This is a genomic window from Proteiniclasticum sp. (assembly GCF_003514505.1).
Taxonomy (GTDB): Bacteria; Bacillota; Clostridia; order Clostridiales; family Clostridiaceae; genus Proteiniclasticum.
The window spans coordinates 61,119-75,529 of sequence record NZ_DOPX01000024.1 but is presented as its reverse complement, the minus strand read 5'-3'; the positions used below and the strand labels follow the sequence as shown (position 1 = coordinate 75,529).

At 47.2% G+C, this 14,411-nt stretch carries 19 protein-coding genes; all 19 read right to left on the bottom strand.

Annotated features, from left to right (window positions below):
* Window positions 1-12: 12 nt before the first annotated feature.
* The 19 genes from flhB to fliE all read right to left on the bottom strand — a co-directional run bounded on the left by flhB (window position 13) and on the right by fliE (window position 14,405).
* Window positions 13-1,083 (bottom strand): flagellar biosynthesis protein FlhB, encoded by a 1,071-nt coding sequence (flhB, locus tag DEF30_RS07830; protein WP_294097931.1) that lies wholly within the window; start codon window positions 1,081-1,083, stop codon window positions 13-15.
* 15 nt (window positions 1,084-1,098) lie between these two features.
* On the bottom strand, window positions 1,099-1,857 hold the full coding sequence (gene fliR / locus DEF30_RS07825) for a flagellar biosynthetic protein FliR (protein WP_294097929.1): 759 nt from the start codon (window positions 1,855-1,857) through the stop codon (window positions 1,099-1,101).
* An 8-nt stretch (window positions 1,858-1,865) separates the two neighbouring features.
* Window positions 1,866-2,129 carry a flagellar biosynthesis protein FliQ gene (gene fliQ, locus DEF30_RS07820; protein WP_074912147.1) on the bottom strand — a complete coding sequence of 88 codons (264 nt, stop codon included), beginning with the start codon at window positions 2,127-2,129 and terminating at the stop codon, window positions 1,866-1,868.
* A gap of 12 nt (window positions 2,130-2,141) precedes the next feature.
* Window positions 2,142-2,903, bottom strand: a complete 762-nt coding sequence (gene fliP / locus DEF30_RS07815) for a flagellar type III secretion system pore protein FliP (RefSeq protein WP_294097926.1) — start codon at window positions 2,901-2,903, stop codon at window positions 2,142-2,144.
* Complete coding sequence (locus tag DEF30_RS07810) at window positions 2,896-3,237, bottom strand: flagellar biosynthetic protein FliO (protein WP_294097924.1); 342 nt, start codon at window positions 3,235-3,237, stop codon at window positions 2,896-2,898. The genes fliP and DEF30_RS07810 overlap by 8 nt, the downstream gene beginning before the upstream one ends.
* 14 nt (window positions 3,238-3,251) lie before the next feature.
* Complete coding sequence (locus DEF30_RS07805; protein ID WP_294097922.1) at window positions 3,252-3,719, bottom strand: flagellar basal body-associated FliL family protein; 468 nt, start codon at window positions 3,717-3,719, stop codon at window positions 3,252-3,254.
* A 3-nt stretch (window positions 3,720-3,722) separates the two neighbouring features.
* Complete coding sequence (locus tag DEF30_RS07800) at window positions 3,723-4,478, bottom strand: flagellar motor protein MotB (RefSeq protein ID WP_294097921.1); 756 nt, start codon at window positions 4,476-4,478, stop codon at window positions 3,723-3,725.
* A complete protein-coding gene (locus DEF30_RS07795; protein WP_294097920.1) occupies window positions 4,471-5,277 on the bottom strand; it encodes a motility protein A in 807 nt (268 codons plus the stop codon). Before DEF30_RS07795 ends, DEF30_RS07800 begins: the two co-directional genes overlap by 8 nt.
* Complete coding sequence (locus tag DEF30_RS07790; RefSeq protein ID WP_294097918.1) at window positions 5,274-5,480, bottom strand: flagellar FlbD family protein; 207 nt, start codon at window positions 5,478-5,480, stop codon at window positions 5,274-5,276. Before DEF30_RS07790 ends, DEF30_RS07795 begins: the two co-directional genes overlap by 4 nt.
* A 93-nt stretch (window positions 5,481-5,573) precedes the next feature.
* Entirely contained in the window at window positions 5,574-6,482 is a 909-nt protein-coding gene (locus DEF30_RS07785) for a flagellar hook-basal body complex protein (RefSeq protein WP_294097917.1), read from the bottom strand.
* 95 nt (window positions 6,483-6,577) lie between these two features.
* A complete protein-coding gene (locus DEF30_RS07780) occupies window positions 6,578-6,949 on the bottom strand; it encodes a TIGR02530 family flagellar biosynthesis protein (RefSeq protein WP_294097915.1) in 372 nt (123 codons plus the stop codon).
* Window positions 6,939-7,364 (bottom strand): flagellar hook capping FlgD N-terminal domain-containing protein, encoded by a 426-nt coding sequence (locus DEF30_RS07775; protein WP_294098013.1) that lies wholly within the window; start codon window positions 7,362-7,364, stop codon window positions 6,939-6,941. Before DEF30_RS07775 ends, DEF30_RS07780 begins: the two co-directional genes overlap by 11 nt.
* Before the next feature lie 17 nt (window positions 7,365-7,381).
* Complete coding sequence (locus DEF30_RS07770; RefSeq protein ID WP_294097913.1) at window positions 7,382-8,632, bottom strand: flagellar hook-length control protein FliK; 1,251 nt, start codon at window positions 8,630-8,632, stop codon at window positions 7,382-7,384.
* A gap of 88 nt (window positions 8,633-8,720) precedes the next feature.
* The gene (gene fliJ, locus DEF30_RS07765; protein WP_294097911.1) at window positions 8,721-9,140 is read right to left on the bottom strand and encodes a flagellar export protein FliJ; all 420 of its coding nucleotides are present in this window, start codon (window positions 9,138-9,140) and stop codon (window positions 8,721-8,723) included.
* A gap of 36 nt (window positions 9,141-9,176) precedes the next feature.
* A complete protein-coding gene (gene fliI, locus DEF30_RS07760) occupies window positions 9,177-10,490 on the bottom strand; it encodes a flagellar protein export ATPase FliI (RefSeq protein WP_294097909.1) in 1,314 nt (437 codons plus the stop codon).
* Between the two features lie 13 nt (window positions 10,491-10,503).
* Window positions 10,504-11,163: a FliH/SctL family protein gene (locus tag DEF30_RS07755; protein ID WP_294097907.1), complete on the bottom strand. Its 660-nt coding sequence runs from the start codon at window positions 11,161-11,163 to the stop codon at window positions 10,504-10,506.
* Between the two features lie 64 nt (window positions 11,164-11,227).
* Window positions 11,228-12,238 (bottom strand): flagellar motor switch protein FliG, encoded by a 1,011-nt coding sequence (fliG, locus tag DEF30_RS07750; RefSeq protein ID WP_074912160.1) that lies wholly within the window; start codon window positions 12,236-12,238, stop codon window positions 11,228-11,230.
* Between the two features lie 14 nt (window positions 12,239-12,252).
* Window positions 12,253-13,818, bottom strand: a complete 1,566-nt coding sequence (gene fliF, locus DEF30_RS07745; RefSeq protein WP_294097905.1) for a flagellar basal-body MS-ring/collar protein FliF — start codon at window positions 13,816-13,818, stop codon at window positions 12,253-12,255.
* Between the two features lie 251 nt (window positions 13,819-14,069).
* Window positions 14,070-14,405, bottom strand: a complete 336-nt coding sequence (gene fliE, locus DEF30_RS07740) for a flagellar hook-basal body complex protein FliE (RefSeq protein ID WP_074912162.1) — start codon at window positions 14,403-14,405, stop codon at window positions 14,070-14,072.
* Window positions 14,406-14,411: the final 6 nt, after the last annotated feature.

The following is a 14,411-nucleotide window of genomic DNA, read 5'->3' as shown; positions in this document are numbered from 1 at the left end:
ACATACTCCTATCTATCTTGCTTTTTTCTTGTTGTTCATGGTGAAAACCAGGGCCAGGATCTCTGCCACGGCCTGATACATCTCCACAGGCACAGAGGAGCCAGGTTCCACCTTATAATACATACTTCTGGCCAGCGGCTTGTTCTCAATGATGGGAATCTTTTTCTCTTTGGCCAGCTCTTTCATCTTCATGGCTTTATAATCCAGTCCCTTGGCCATGACCACAGGCGCATCATCTTTCCCTTGCTCATAGCGCAGCGCAATGGCAATATGGGTTGGATTCGTGATGAGCACCGTAGAAGCCTCCACGCTCTGCATGGTTCTTGCCATGGACATCTGACGCTGGATCTGCTGCCTTTTCTGCTTGATTTTGGGATCTCCCTCCATCTGTTTGTATTCTTCTTTGATCTCATGTTTTGTCATCATGAGATTCTTCTTATACTCTTTTCTCTCAAAGACAAAGTCAATGAGAGCCAGCACAAGCATAAAGGCTGCAATATTGATGCTGAGGGTCCTGGTTACCTCGATAAAGAAACTGAACATTTTCTCCAGTCCCACACCACCGAGATTCAGCAGCGGCTTCATGAACTCCTGCAGTCCCGTGTAGGTGAGATACACCACAATAAAGAGCTTCATGAGACTCTTGAACAGCGTAAACAGGGCTTTTTTTGAAAAGATGTTCTTTGCACCCTGCAGTGGATTCAGGCGCTTAAAATCAGGCTTCAGAGGTTCCACGGTGAAGAGGAATCCCACTTGCATCACATTGCTGAGAATCCCAATAAACACAGCCACCAGGCCAAAAGGAAGAAAAATAACGAGCACCTGTAAGAGAAGTTCTGACAGATATGTGCCGGCATTGGCCGGACCCAGTTCCTGTCCTAGGGTGGAAGATAAGGTGAACTGCATGAAAGTTCGGGCATTTTTATAGAGATAGTCTCCCAGCGCTCCAAGAATCAGGGCAAAAAGAAGAAAGGAAAGAGCAGAATTTAGATCTCCACTTTTGGATACCTGTCCCTTTTTCCGGCTGTCCCGGAGCCTTTTGGGGGTCGCCTGTTCGGTTTTTGAGTGTTTGTCTTCTGCCATTTACCTCACATCCTTCTATCTGAACATCTCCACTGCTTTCCCCATATACTCCGTCAGAAGAGCGAGCGTCTTTCCTCCATGGTTCATAAAAGAAGAGGCCAGAAACAGAAACAGCACCATACCTAAGAGAGACTTCAGCGGCATCCCCAGCATGAAGACATTGATCTGAGGCACAGACCTGGAAATCAGCCCCATGACGATATCTACCACAAGAAGCACAATGAGCATGGGTGCTGCTATGCTGAAGGCAATCTTGAAGCTGTGGGAGAAGAGAAAGAGGATCCCTTCAAGGTTGATTCCTGAAAGCCCCAGCTGTCCCGGAAGAGCCACCTGGAAAGAATCCATCACCGCCGTCAGCAGCGTGTGGTGAAGGTTCATCATAAAGAAAACCATGATGCTCATCCAGTAAAAGAGGCTGCCGTAATAGGAGGAAGTGGAACCTGACATAGGATCATACACAGCCCCCATGGAATACCCCACCTGAAAATCGATGAGCTGTCCCGCCATCTCCACAGCAGTGAAAATAAGCTTTGCCATGTACCCCATGGTGAGACCGATGACCACTTCCCGCGAAACCGCCAGAACAAATAGGACCGTTTCCTCATACACAAGGACCTCGGGTGCTCTGAAATACACAAGAAGACTTAAGATGAGGGAAAAGAACACCTTTGAAGTATTTGGCAGCGCTTTATGGGAAAATCCCGGGACCACGGTAATAAATGCGGTGATTCTTGCAAGAATATACAGGAATCCTTGAATTTCAAGCTGCATCATGTGTCCCCCTAGAGCCTGTTGATGACATCAAAGGACTGGTTCATAAATGCAATCAGTGTATTCATCATAAAAGCCCCAAGCAGAATGAGGCTGAGCAGCACCGCAATCATCTTTGGCACAAAGGTCAACGTCTGTTCCTGAACCTGAGTTGTGGCCTGCAGGATGGAAATGATGAGCCCCACCACCATGGCTATGATAAGAATGGGCGCAGAGGCCTTGATTGTTGTCATGAAAGCACTTCTCATAAGATCCAGTGCCATTACCTGATTCATCTTAAAAACCTCCTAACTGAATCCCTTGAGAAGAGATTCCACCACAAGATACCAGCCATCCACAAGTATGAAGAGAAGAAGCTTAAAGGGCAAAGCGATCATGGCCGGAGGCAGCATGAACATACCCATGGACATGAGGATGCTTGATACCACGATGTCCAGCACAAGGAACGGAAGAAAGAGTATAAATCCAATGGAAAAAGCAGTCCGAAGCTCACTGATGGTGAACGCGGGAATGACGACTGTCAGCGGAAGCTCCATGGGATCTTCCACATTCTCTAAGTTCCCCGACCTCATAAAAAGAGCCAGATCTTTCTCTCTGGTCTGCTTCAGCATGAACTCTTTGAGAGGCAAAGCTCCAATCTCCAGCGCCTCTGCCTGGGTGATCTCTTCTGCCACAAAAGGCGTCACGGCTGTGTCCATGATCTCGTTATAGACCGGCGTCATCACAAACATGGTAATGAAAAGTGCAAGGCCCATGAGCACCTGATTGGGCGGTGTCTGCTGGGAACCCATGGCATTTCGTAGAAAAGACAGTACCACCACTACTCTAGTGAAGGCTGTAGTGAGAATCACAAAAGCCGGTACTAAAGTCAGGATGGTCAGAAGCACGAAGACCCTTACGGTATCTACCGTCGCCTGGGGTCCCCGGTCCGGATTGTTGAAATTGATGCCCCACTGACTGAGATCCAGGGCAAAGGTCTCTTTTACATTGAACGCGAGACCCAGTCCCACAAAGAGTGCCAGAAACAGCACCATTTTTTTCCTATTCACGGTCATTCCTCTTTCTCCACATATGCATCACCGGATTCTCTTCCAGCTGTCTTCTGCGCCTTTCCATCATTTCCTCCACCTCTTCCGGTGGAAGCTCTTTCAGAAGATCCACTTTTCCTGAACTGACACTGGCCAGATGATAACTTTTCCCCACCCGTACCACCGCAAGGAACGCCTGGTTGGTCAGAGGCACCTTCTCCACCATCTGGATGTACTGGTTTCCTCCATAGTTCATCTTCTTCCCAAAGCGAAGCACCACATATAAAAGGGCCAGCACTGCCGCAAGGCCAAAGATCATTTTCAGAAAGGACAGGATCAGTTCAACAGTTTCCATGGACGCTCCTTTTCCTACTGCACCAGAAACTCAGTGAAGTAGACTTCTGCCACCACATCTTCTCCGAGGGCGGCATTGATGCTGGCTTTGATTTTAACTTTGGCTCCCGCAAGGCCTCCTTCTTTCAGAAGATCTTCTGGGGTATATTCCATGAGATCATGAATAATAACATCTCTCAGCTGACTGGTCTTATTGGTCAATACTGCCGCGTGGTCCTCATTGGTATAAAGAAGAGAGACATTCGCTTTCAGATAGGTGGTTTTCTTCCCTTCCGTTCTCAGATTCACCACATAAGAGTCCATGGGCATCACAAATTCCTCATGCTTCTGGAATTTAGCCATGATATCCGAGATCTTGATGTCTGTTGCGATGAACACCATAGCTACAGATCCCACCATGATGATGAAACTCATGATCACGATGATGATCACCAGCACGTTGGGTTTCTTTTTTTCTTTTTTCTGCTTTTCTTCCTGAGCCATTTCCTATTCCTCGCCTTCATCCATGATAATCAGTAAATTCACCCGGCGGTTCAGTGCCCGGTTTGCTTCAGTGTCATTGGACACAATGGGTCTGTATTCGCCATATCCTATGGCGGAAAGCCTTCCCCCTGGAATGCTCTTCTCTTCGGAAAGATATCTCACCACCGCCAGAGCTCTACCTGCGGAAAGTTCCCAGTTGGTGTCATACTCATTGGAGTTATGAGGCACATTGTCTGTATGTCCCTCCACAACGATCTCATTTTCAAAAGAGAGAAAGAGTCCTTCGAGATCCGAGAGGAGGCTTCTTCCTGAGTCCTTGATCACCGCTTCCCCGGATTCAAATAAAATGGCTTCACGGATATTCACAAAGACTCCGCTTTTATTGAGGCTTACCGTCACCTCTGCCTGGAGACCTTCTGTTTCCACATAGTCCTTCACTTGGCTGTACATTTCCAGGGTGCTTTCAGAAATCTGAGGATCCAGTTCATCCTCCTCCTCTTCATAGGTGGGATTGTCCAGAGGAAGCTCCTCGTTGGGTCCTTCCATCTCTATGATGGAACTGGAAGCTTCGCCGGAAAGAACCGACTGGAGACTCTGGGTGATTTCCTTGAATTTCTGGGCATCAATGCTGGACATGGAGTACAGAAGAATGAAAAACGTAAGGAGCAGCGTCATCATATCCGAAAAAGTCGCCATCCAGGCTGGTGCACCCGGACTGGAGGACTCTGATGATTTTCTGGGTCTTCTTTCCTTACTCATAAGAAAGCGCCTCTTGGGTTACGGTTCTCTCTGACTGAAGGATTTTCACTTCTTCAGGAGACAGATAGGTCATGAGCTTCTCTTCCAGGATCCTGGGGTTTGTACCCGCCTGGATTTCCAGAATCCCTTCGATGGCCATTTCCTTGGAGACCATCTCTTCATTGGTCTGGGCAGAAAGGTTGGAAGCGATGGGAATAAACACCAGATTGGAGAAGAAGGATCCATAAAAGGTTGTGATGAGGGCTACAGCCATACCTGATCCGATGGAGGAGGAATCTTGAAGATCCGCCAGCATGATGATGAGCCCGATGAGGGTACCAATCATACCAAAGGCTGGAGCCAGTTCTCCCCATTTACTGAAGATGCTTTGCCCCATGCGGTGTCTTCTTTCTGTGGTCTCCATTTTAAGGGTCATGATCTCCCGGATCACATCCGGGTCAATGCCATCCACCACCATTTGGAGCCCTGAGGTTAAAAATTCATCCTCCATGGTCTGAAGATCGTCCTCCAGGGCCAGAAGACCATCTCTTCTTGCTTTTCTTGCCATTTCAGAGAACATACCGATGAGTTTCACCCGGTCCTGTTCCGGCTTATTGATGAGAAGCTTCATGATTTTGGGAAGCTTCATAATGTCTTTCATGGGAAAACTGATCACAAGAGCGGCTAAAGAGCCTCCCAATGTGATGACCAGTGAAGGTACATGCAGAAAGCTTGATATATCCCCACTGGATGTGATGGACCAGACAACAAGGACAAGTCCCGATGCCAATCCAATCAGTGCACTGTAACTTTTTTTCATTTCGCGTCACCCTCCAGAATGCCTGCAAAAATCTGTCTTTTGTAGGCCACTATTTTTTGAACAATTTCGTCCGCTGTTTCTTTGACACGAAGGGTTTTGCCGTCGGTCAAAGTGATCAGTGAATCTGCAAGAGGCTCCACTTTATAGATTAAATCGATATTCAGATAGAAATCGCTGCCATTTAACGCAGTGAGTTTGATCATAGGTTTCGCCTCCTCCATATCACTGTTCTACTTAACCAATCGGCTATTTAAGGAGAATCTTTAGCCGATCCTCCAAATTGCGTGAAATTTTCCCTATCTCTTCAGGCTCAAAAGCTCCTGAAGCATTTCGTCTGAAGTGGTGATGGTTCTTGAGTTTGCCTGGTAGGATCTGGAGGTGATGATGAGGTCTGTGAACTCATTGGCCAGATCCACATTGGACATTTCCAGCACACCAGAGCGCACAAGGCCATATCCTTCGGAGTTTGCTGTGCTCTTCACATCGTCTCCGGAGTTTCTGGAAGCTCTGTAGTTGTTGTTTCCCATTTTCTCAAGACCTTCAGGGTTTTCAAACTTTGCCAGAACCATTCTGCCAATCTCTCTGGCCACACCATCATCGTAAACACCGATAATGGTACCGCTGGAGTCGATGGAGAAGGTTTCCAGATTCACATTCACAGCATTGCCATCGGCGTCTGTGTACGAAAGCTCATTGGTGATCTTCAGCGTCTGGAGATTGGAAGGTGCAAAGTCAGCAGGCCAGGTTTCATTTTCAAAATCATACATCTGTCCCACCACTCGGTAACCCGAAGCATTCACAAGGTTTCCAAGGCTGTCTCTGTAGAACGCGCCATCTCTTGTGTAAAGCCTCTGATTGATGGGCTGGCCTTCCGGCACATTTTCCTGGGTCACGATGAAAAATCCAGTACCTTCCACCGCAAAATCCAGATCTCTATTGGTTGGCTGCAGACCTCCGTTGGTCATGATGGTGTCGATGGCACCAACCTTTACTCCAAGGCCCACCTGCTGTGCGTTTACGCCTCCGATGGCCTCTTCTGTGCTGGCCTGTGCATAGGCAAGGGTCTGACTCAGCATATCCTGGAATCTTGCTCTGCCGGATTTGAATCCGGTGGTATTCACATTGGCGATATTATTACCGATTACGTCCATTTTTACCTGATTGGTTCTCATTCCGCTAACTCCGGAATAAAGGGATCTTAACATAATAAATTCCTCCTAGGATGTTTATTTTTCCTTTTTCTGTACTTTGCATCCGTCATTCAGCAAAGTCTATATGGCTTCCTCAAGAGGTCCAGCCATTACCTGATTTTTACAAAACTGTCGATATTGGTGATGGTCTCAATCTCCGCATCCTTCATGGCAGTGATGATGGTACGGTTTCTGATGCTGGCGATGAATGCGGCATCTTTGTATAGAAGAAGCCCTTCTCTGGCACCTTTCTGATCTAAGGTATCCACAGCATCATTGATCTTTCTCATATCTTCCTCTGAGAGCGAAATGTCCCTCTTATCCATGCGGTCTTTGGCATGGGCGGACAGTTTTACGGTCTCTTTGGTTTTTTGAATGGATTCCAGATAAAGACGCTCAAAATCACCTGAGGGCTTTTTCCCCTGGACCTGTCCCGGATGAGTGGATGGGATGATCTGACCATTTTGAATTTTAAAGGACATCTTCCTTCCCTCCGATCTCTTCTATGAAGCCCATGGGATACTCCTTACCGTTCACCACAGGATAGGCAACCCCTTCCCGGTATCTGACCTTTTCCACGATACCCGTGAATCTTTCCTCTCCGTCAAAAATGCTGACTTCCTTGCCCACCAGAGAAAAAGACATCTGCTGCTGAGACAGCATGGTCATGGTGCCGATGCTTGAAACCAGATTGTTCATCTGCTCCAGCATGGTGAACTGGGTCATCTGATTGATGTACTCTGTAGGGTCTGAACTGTTTCCGCCCAAAGGGTCCATATGCTGCAGCTGTGCTGTCAGGATTTTCAGAAAGTCGTTGACGTCCAATGTATCATTGGATTTCACCTCTTCCTGACCATACACATTGGTGCTTTGTACACCGATTCCGTTGATTCTCATTTTCTTCACCTGCTTTCCTATGCAAGAATACTGATGCCCTCCTGGCTCTTCAGGGCCACAGGACTGTACGAGCTCTTTTTTTCAGTTATTTTTCCATACCCTCTTAACGTCATCTCCTGAGATCTCTTTTTCATCTCATCCTGAGGGTTCTGTCCTTGGAAGCTCTGATTATGGTCAGAGAGATTTGTGGATACTTCCAGCTTCACCACCTGAATGTTCTGGGCTTTCAGGTTCTCCTGCAGTTCCAGAAGTTTTCCCTGGAAAATCTGGCGGATCTCCTGACTTTCTGTCATTAGTTTTCCAGTGATCTTTCCATGCTCCATGGAAAGAGTCAGTTCCATCTCCCCCAGCTCTTCCGGATGAAGTCTCAGTTTCATGGTGGTTGTATCCCCATTTTTCAGCGTCTCCATGGATTTTACCATGGCATCTTCTGTGATTTTGAGGTTTTGGCTCATCTCCTGTTCTGTCACTTTGACAGCTTTTCCATCAGAAAGCCTCACTTCCCTTGCAGGAATAGACTCAGCTCCGACTTGCAGAAGATCTGTCTTTACAGAATCCCCCGGCTTTTCTTGCTCTTTCCGTAAAGAAGCAGCAGATTTCCCTGATGCCTTGTCAGCGTCACCATCCATCTGAAGGGATGCTTTATTCTCCGTTCTTTCCACAGCATCTGAGCTTTCCTCCACAGCTGCACTCACAGTCTTATGGGTCTCATTTCCTAAGATGCTCCGAAAAGCCACCTCATGGATTGTATCCTGCCCATTCTTTTGTCCCTGCTGCGCCACATCCTGATTTTTCATTCCAGATACCGCGTTCCCTTCCAACGAAGAGATCCGTTCCTCCTGCTTCATTTTCAGCATGTCCAGCACTGCAGTATAGATCTTTTTGTCTCCATTTTCCAAGGATCCAAGAAGACCTTTGACACTCTGTAGTTCCAGAGCATTCTTTGGGTTTTTCTGAGCTTCCTTCAGAAGATCGATGCCTTCATCCAGAAGGTTCTCCGGAGTCACTGCCTGAATGTTCTCTTCTGGCAGTTTCGAGAATATCATCCCCACAAGCGCTGCTGCAGCTTCTTCTAGAGAGAGATCCTCCTCTTTCCCGACAGATTCTGTACCACCTTGACTACTAACAGCTCCGGCTTCTATACCGCTCTGTCCTGTCACCTTCTGAAGCAAAGAGGAAAAAAGCGCTCCATCCACTTCCACTGCGGTCCCTGCCGTATTTTGCGTTCCTGTTGTGCCCATCATGAGATTCATGATGTTTGTTTTCATCTCATTTCTCACCTCCTTTCAGTATTCAGCTTTTTGAAGGCTCTCAAAGGGAAACCCTTCACCTTCCGTATGCCTCTATGAATAAAAGTCACTTGATGAATCTCATGACACTGAGATCATCCAGTTCCTTCTGTTCCGTATTTAGAAGGTCCAGGCGATATTTCTCCCGGTCCTTTTCTTTCAGCATCTCCATGATTTTCCGGTCTTTCCTGGCTTCAATAAGCACATGCTGCGCAGCCTCCGCTTTCACAGAGATTTCCTTTACTTTGCTCACTTGCCTGTCCACTTCCGCTTTCAGTTTTTCCCTGTATAAAAAGCCCATTTTCATGCCATAAAGATCCTCTTGCTTCACTTTTTTCTTTTCTTCCAGGGTTTCCTGCAGATCCTTCAGGTGCTCCTCTTCTGTACGAAGCTTATGGGTGATTTTGGCAAAGTCTTCCACTTTGACTTTTTCCACATTCTCCCGGTATTCCAGAACTTTATCCATTTTGAACTTATAGCTCTTCATGTCTTTACTCCTTCCTGAAATGATTCCTTATGGGTCTTACCTTCTGCCAAAGATCCTATGGAGCTCCTCCACCGTTTCCTCAAAGCTTCTCGCATCCTCCACATCCTGTTTCAGGAATCGGTCTATGAGAGGCTTCAGTTCCACTGCTTTATCAAGATCCGGATTTCTTCCCTTTGCATAGGCTCCCACATTGATGAGATCTTCTGACTCCTGATACCTGGCCATATTCTCTTTGAGCCTTCCAGCAAAGTCATAATGCTCCTTGGAGACGATCTCCTTCATGACTCTTGACACACTCTGCTGCACATCAATGGATGGAAAATGGTTCTTTCCAGCGAGCTTTCTTGTGAGTACGATATGCCCGTCGAGGATACCCCGGACCGCATCTGCTATCGGTTCATTCATATCATCCCCTTCCACCAGCACCGTATAGAAGGCAGTGATGGAACCATCTTTGGACATACCGCTTCTCTCCAGAAGCTTTGGTAAAGCCGCAAACACCGATGGGGTATATCCTCTGGTGGTAGGAGGCTCTCCAATGGCTAGGCCAATCTCTCTTTGCGCCATGGCAAATCTTGTGACAGAATCCATCATGAACATGACTTTTTTGCCCTGGTCTCTGAAATACTCCGCAATGGCTGTGGCCACATAAGCCCCCTTGAGTCTAACAAGAGGAGGCTGGTCCGAGGTGGCGCAGATCACAACAGATTTTTTATAGCCATCGGGCCCCAGATCTCTTTCAATAAACTCTAGCACTTCACGGCCTCGCTCTCCGATGAGCCCTATGACATTGACATCCGCATCGGAATATCTGGCAATCATTCCAAGAAGGGTACTTTTCCCTACTCCGCTTCCGGCAAAAATACCGATACGCTGACCTTCCCCACAGGTAAGAATACCGTCTATGGCTTTGACCCCTGTACTCATGACCTCCTCAATCTTCCTTCTTTGGAAAGGATTGGGAGGCATATTGTTGATGTCGCCAAATCCCGTCAGTTTTCTCTTGATCTCATCCATGGGATTTCCTAGCCCGTCCACTGTGGTGCCAAGAAGCTCATCTCCGACTCTCACCTTCAGTGCGCTGCCTGTGGGCAGCACCAGGCAGCCTGGACCTATTCCCTGCACATCTCCCAGGGGCATAAGAAGAACTCCGTCATCCTCAAACCCCACCACTTCAGCAAAGATCTTGTTGTGGTCATCCAGAAGAATTTCACACACTTCTCCCACAAACACCTTGAGTCCAACGGCATGGATGATGAGACCGATGACTTTCTTCACTTTCCCCATTTTCAGGGATAAGGTGCTTTCATCCAAAAGCTCTTCCAGTCTGTCAAAGCGAACCTCTGTCATCTTTCTCCTCCTCCTAGCTAAGGGCCAGTTCTATGAACCTGTCCAGCTGTTTTCTGATAGACAGGTCTGTGATCTGATACTCGTTCTCCACCCGGATGTCCTGATCACCGAGGGTCTTGTCCGGAAGAATCAGAATATGCGCATTGGGGCATGTTTTTTCTATTTCCGGCACATATCGCTTCATATGCTCCACCTTACAAGGGTTGCAGCTGATGATGACATTCTGGACCTTACCGTACTCCTGAAGAATAGGCCTTGCCAGAAGCATCACATCCTCTTCACTCTCTTTGATGACTTTCTCGAGGATTTTTTCCGCAATTTTTGTAGAAAGCTTCAGAATCCTTTCCTCATTTTCAAAAAGGTACTCTTTCGCGGCTTTTTCTGCTTCTTCCAGGTAGGAAAGCGCCTTCTGTCTTATGGCTTCCGCCTCCTGGTACGCCGACTCTCTGCCGAGTCTCACACCTTCCTGGAACCCTTCTGATCTTGCTTCTTCCAACACTCTTTCCCGTTCCTTCTGAAGATCTTGACGGGCTTTTTCCAGCATGGCCGTTTTTTTGATTTCAATCTCTTCCTCCAGATTCTTACGGATCTCCCGTTTCACCACATCCATGGGATCTTCTCTTTTGATGATCTTCCGGATCTCATCCTGTTTCAGGGCTTCTGACTTTTCCATGTACTGGGAAAGATCAAGAGAAGTGAGTTTCCTTTCTTCTAGAGGCTCTGTATTTTTGATTATTCTATACGATAATGCTATCGGAATCACCTCTTCCAATGACGATTTCACCAGCTTCCTCAAGCCTTCTTATGATGCCCACAATCTTATGCTGCGCTTCCTCCACGGTGGAAAGACGTACTGGTCCCATGAACTCGATGTCTTCCCGCACAGTGTCCGCCGCTCTCTTGGAGAGATTTGCATAAACCACCGTGGCCACCTCTTCTGATGCGCCTTTGAGGGCCAGAACCAGCTGCTCGTTGTCCACTTCCCGAAGAACTCTTTGAATGGAGCTCTTGTCCAGGGTGACAATATCTTCGAACACAAAAAGATTCGCTTTGATGACTTCTGCCAGCTCCGGCTGAGTCTTCTCCAGATCGTTCAGGATGTTCTTCTCGGTGGTTCTGTCCACAGAGTTCAGAATTTCCACAAGGGTCTTCACGCCGCCGATGTTCTCCGCATCGCTTTCAATGATGTTGGAGAACTTGTTCTGCAGAATAGACTCAATTTTTTTGATCACCGCTGGAGAAGTTCTGTTGATGACACCAATTCTTTCCGCCACTTCTGTCTGAAGCTCATGCGGGAATAGCGAAAGCACATCCGCAGCCTTGTCCGGCTGGATATAGCACATGATGAGCGCTATGGTCTGGGGATGCTCATTGGACAGCATATTGGCCAGCTGATGGGTATCCGCTTTCCTTAGAATGGCAAAGGGCATCTCTCTTTGCTGAATCTGGGTCAGCACATCCATAACCTCTTTTGCCCGGACAGTCCCAAGAGCCTTGGTAAGAAGATTTCTTGCATAGTCTATACCGCCATCGATGATGTATTCCCGTGCTGAGGCCATATCCATGAAATCCTCAATGACCCGCTCCCGTTCCTTAGGCTCCACATACTCTGTATTGGCAATCTCATAGGTGACCTTCTGAATCATGGTATCTGGCAGCATCCGAAGGATCTGTGCTGAAATGTCCGGTCCCAAGGAAATCAGCAGGATGGCCGCTTTCTTTATACCGCTGTTATCTTTATTTTGCATAGGTCATATCACCCTCATTCTTTCATCCAGGCTTTGATGAGATCTGCAGCAATCTCAGGATGCTCTTCGGCATATTCCTTCAACTGCTTTTCCTTCTGATTCTCTTTCACCTCAAATTTCTGATACACTTCCTCAATGATGTCCACGGTCTGTCCCAGTGGTTCAGCCTGAGCCTGTGGAAGCATCACTGGAAGGTCTTCTTCTTTTCTTCTCTTCTTCTTTCCAAAAATAAGTTTTATCACAGAAAGAACAATGACCAGTCCCAAAACACTGAACACACCTAGATAGATATAATCACCATATCGTTCCATAAAGGTCCTGTTGGCCTCCTCCAGACGTTTCTGCTCTTCCAGTTCTTCCTCCAGGGCTTCCTGGTAACTCTTGTCAAACTCCATGCTTTCCACGCTGATGAGATCCCCTCGGTTGAGATCATAGCCTGTGGCCGTAGAAACAAGATTCCGGATGGCAAGGAGCTGCGCTTCCGTAAGATTCCCATCAAAGAGAACCGAGGTGGAAATTTTCTGGACCTTTCCAGGTGCTCTTACGGTACGTGTGGTTGTTTCCGTCAGTTCATAGTTCTTTGTTCCTTCATAGGAACCCATACCGTCCTCTTCCCCGTCCAGAACATTCTGGGTGTTGTCGTCAATGGGATTGTCTGTGATTTCCCCCACATTGAGATTCGGCCCCTCAGCGCTGTTCTGCTCGCTTCTTATGACAGGATCACGATAGGCAATGACTGTCTGCTCTTCCGCATCAAAATCAAGATCCGCATAAACCGCCACTTTCAGTTTATCCGGTCCAAATGCTGGTCCCAAAAGGTTCAGGATGTTATTTTCTATCTCTTTCTCAAAGCTTCTCTTCACCTCTGACTGCTTATCCAGAAGACCCACTCCCGAAGAGGTCTCCCCCGTAAGGCCAAGACTTAAAAGGTTGCCTCTGGTATCAATGACCTGCACCTTTTCTTCTGGAAGGTTGTTCACCGCTCCTGTGACAAGGGCGATGATGCCCCGAACGGAATCAGCAGAGATCTTCGCTCCGGTTTTCAAACTGAGGATCACCGACGCAGAAGCTTCTCTTCTCTCGGTGTCGAAAATACTCTCTTCGCTGAGCACCAGATGCACACGGGCACTTTCAATCTCTGTCAATGACATAATAGACCTCTGAAGTTCTCCTTCAAGGCCTCTTTGATACATGATTTTCCGGTCCTCATCTGTGACCATCATGCCCATATTGTCAAAAATCTCAAATCCTGTGGACTTGTCCGGCATCATACCGTTCATGGCAAGCTCCAGCCTGTACTTGTCCACATGCTTCTCATCAATGAGAATATCCCGTCCACCGTTTTCAATCTTGTATCTGATATTTCCACGTGTATCAAGATCTGCCGTTATGGCTGCAGCATCCTCCAGTTCCAGTCCCTGGAACAGGGTGGCATAGGTCACCTGTCTGGAATAGACGGAAAATAGAACGACGAAAAGAAGCACCGCTGAAACGATGAGTATCAGCGCCTTTCTTTTGCCCGGATCCATTTTGCTCCATCCGCCTTTTATTTTCTCTGAGGTATTCTTGATGCTATCCATTAATCAGTTGCTCCTTGCCTAGTAAGGTTACTTCCATTCATCAGACTTTTTGCGAAAACTAAAACTGCTCTAAATTGCACTCCTAAGGGAAGAAAATCAGCTCAGTAGTTCTGCAGAATTCTTTTTCTTTCGTCAGTATGCTTTCACAAAGCAGTTTGATATTTTTTCATTCTTATTGTTGTCCTTCTATTCTGTCAGCTGCCACGAAAAAACCATCCGCACCTATGTTAAAACATCATTGTCTTCCATCTCTAAAGCTGCATCTGTGTGAGCTCTTTATATGCCTCAATAATCTTATTCCTGACTTGAACCGCCAGCTCCATACTGAGTCTAGCCTCTTCCACGCCAATCATCACATTATGGAGATCATCGGTTTTTCCTGCAGCAAAGTCGCTGACCATCTGGTCTGCGCTGAGCTGTGTCATATTCAGCTTTTCCACTTGAGAGGTGAGAAGATCCCCAAAACTTTCTCCAAGCCCTAAGCTGGAAAAATCCGCCTCCTCTTTTCTCTCCGCCTTTCCTGTCTGATTCAAAAGCAGACTGTATCTGTCCAAAATATTTTTATAATTGCCGCTGATGTTTGTCATTTAGCT

What these genes read in the sequence shown, in the direction of transcription:
- flhB (WP_294097931.1), bottom strand. Translation starts at nt 1,083, where the DNA reads ATGGCAGAAGACAAACACTCAAAAACCGAACAGGCGACCCCCAAAAGG.
- fliR (WP_294097929.1), bottom strand. Translation starts at nt 1,857, where the DNA reads ATGATGCAGCTTGAAATTCAAGGATTCCTGTATATTCTTGCAAGAATC.
- fliQ (WP_074912147.1), bottom strand. Translation starts at nt 2,129, where the DNA reads ATGAATCAGGTAATGGCACTGGATCTTATGAGAAGTGCTTTCATGACA.
- DEF30_RS07810 (WP_294097924.1), bottom strand. Translation starts at nt 3,237, where the DNA reads ATGGAAACTGTTGAACTGATCCTGTCCTTTCTGAAAATGATCTTTGGC.
- DEF30_RS07805 (WP_294097922.1), bottom strand. Translation starts at nt 3,719, where the DNA reads ATGGCTCAGGAAGAAAAGCAGAAAAAAGAAAAAAAGAAACCCAACGTG.
- DEF30_RS07800 (WP_294097921.1), bottom strand. Translation starts at nt 4,478, where the DNA reads ATGAGTAAGGAAAGAAGACCCAGAAAATCATCAGAGTCCTCCAGTCCG.
- DEF30_RS07795 (WP_294097920.1), bottom strand. Translation starts at nt 5,277, where the DNA reads ATGAAAAAAAGTTACAGTGCACTGATTGGATTGGCATCGGGACTTGTC.
- DEF30_RS07790 (WP_294097918.1), bottom strand. Translation starts at nt 5,480, where the DNA reads ATGATCAAACTCACTGCGTTAAATGGCAGCGATTTCTATCTGAATATC.
- DEF30_RS07785 (WP_294097917.1), bottom strand. Translation starts at nt 6,482, where the DNA reads ATGTTAAGATCCCTTTATTCCGGAGTTAGCGGAATGAGAACCAATCAG.
- DEF30_RS07780 (WP_294097915.1), bottom strand. Translation starts at nt 6,949, where the DNA reads ATGTCCTTTAAAATTCAAAATGGTCAGATCATCCCATCCACTCATCCG.
- DEF30_RS07775 (WP_294098013.1), bottom strand. Translation starts at nt 7,364, where the DNA reads ATGAGAATCAACGGAATCGGTGTACAAAGCACCAATGTGTATGGTCAG.
- DEF30_RS07770 (WP_294097913.1), bottom strand. Translation starts at nt 8,632, where the DNA reads ATGAAAACAAACATCATGAATCTCATGATGGGCACAACAGGAACGCAA.
- fliJ (WP_294097911.1), bottom strand. Translation starts at nt 9,140, where the DNA reads ATGAAGAGCTATAAGTTCAAAATGGATAAAGTTCTGGAATACCGGGAG.
- fliI (WP_294097909.1), bottom strand. Translation starts at nt 10,490, where the DNA reads ATGACAGAGGTTCGCTTTGACAGACTGGAAGAGCTTTTGGATGAAAGC.
- DEF30_RS07755 (WP_294097907.1), bottom strand. Translation starts at nt 11,163, where the DNA reads ATGGAAAAGTCAGAAGCCCTGAAACAGGATGAGATCCGGAAGATCATC.
- fliG (WP_074912160.1), bottom strand. Translation starts at nt 12,238, where the DNA reads ATGCAAAATAAAGATAACAGCGGTATAAAGAAAGCGGCCATCCTGCTG.
- fliF (WP_294097905.1), bottom strand. Translation starts at nt 13,818, where the DNA reads ATGGATAGCATCAAGAATACCTCAGAGAAAATAAAAGGCGGATGGAGC.
- fliE (WP_074912162.1), bottom strand. Translation starts at nt 14,405, where the DNA reads ATGACAAACATCAGCGGCAATTATAAAAATATTTTGGACAGATACAGT.